Origin of the sequence: Acinetobacter sp. UBA2063, from assembly GCF_002333245.1 — a bacterium.
Classification (GTDB): domain Bacteria; phylum Pseudomonadota; class Gammaproteobacteria; order Pseudomonadales; family Moraxellaceae; genus Acinetobacter; species Acinetobacter parvus.
In genome coordinates this window covers 5503-5918 of record NZ_DDAH01000011.1, presented here as the reverse complement: position 1 = coordinate 5918, position 416 = coordinate 5503, and the positions used below count along the sequence as shown (strand labels likewise).

Sequence of the window (416 nt, the reverse complement as noted above, 5' to 3'; positions counted from 1 at the left end):
AAAATTTCCATTTGGCGTTCAATTTCAACATTGATCGCTTGCTCAATGAAACGGAATGAGTTGAGGTTTTTTAACTCGCAACGAGTGCCGAATGGCTGACCTGGACGACGCAAAGACACGTTACAGTCAGCACGGAATGAACCTTCGGCCATGTTACCGTCAGAAATACCTAACCAACGCACCAATGTATGAATCGCCTTGATATAAGCCACAGCTTCTTCAACTGAACGCATATCAGGTTCAGACACGATTTCAAGCAATGGCGTACCAGCGCGGTTTAAGTCGATACCTGACATGCCCTCAAATTGGTCATGGATGGATTTACCAGCATCTTCTTCAAGATGGGCACGAGTTACGCCAATACGCTTCACCGTACCATCTTCAAGTTGAATGTCGATATGACCCAAGCCCACAAT

1 pseudogene is annotated in these 416 nt (G+C 45.7%); it reads right to left on the bottom strand.

What is annotated here, in order from left to right:
• A pseudogene (gene gatB, locus B4H32_RS00430) lies at positions 1 to 416 on the bottom strand (Asp-tRNA(Asn)/Glu-tRNA(Gln) amidotransferase GatCAB subunit B); the annotation flags it as partial.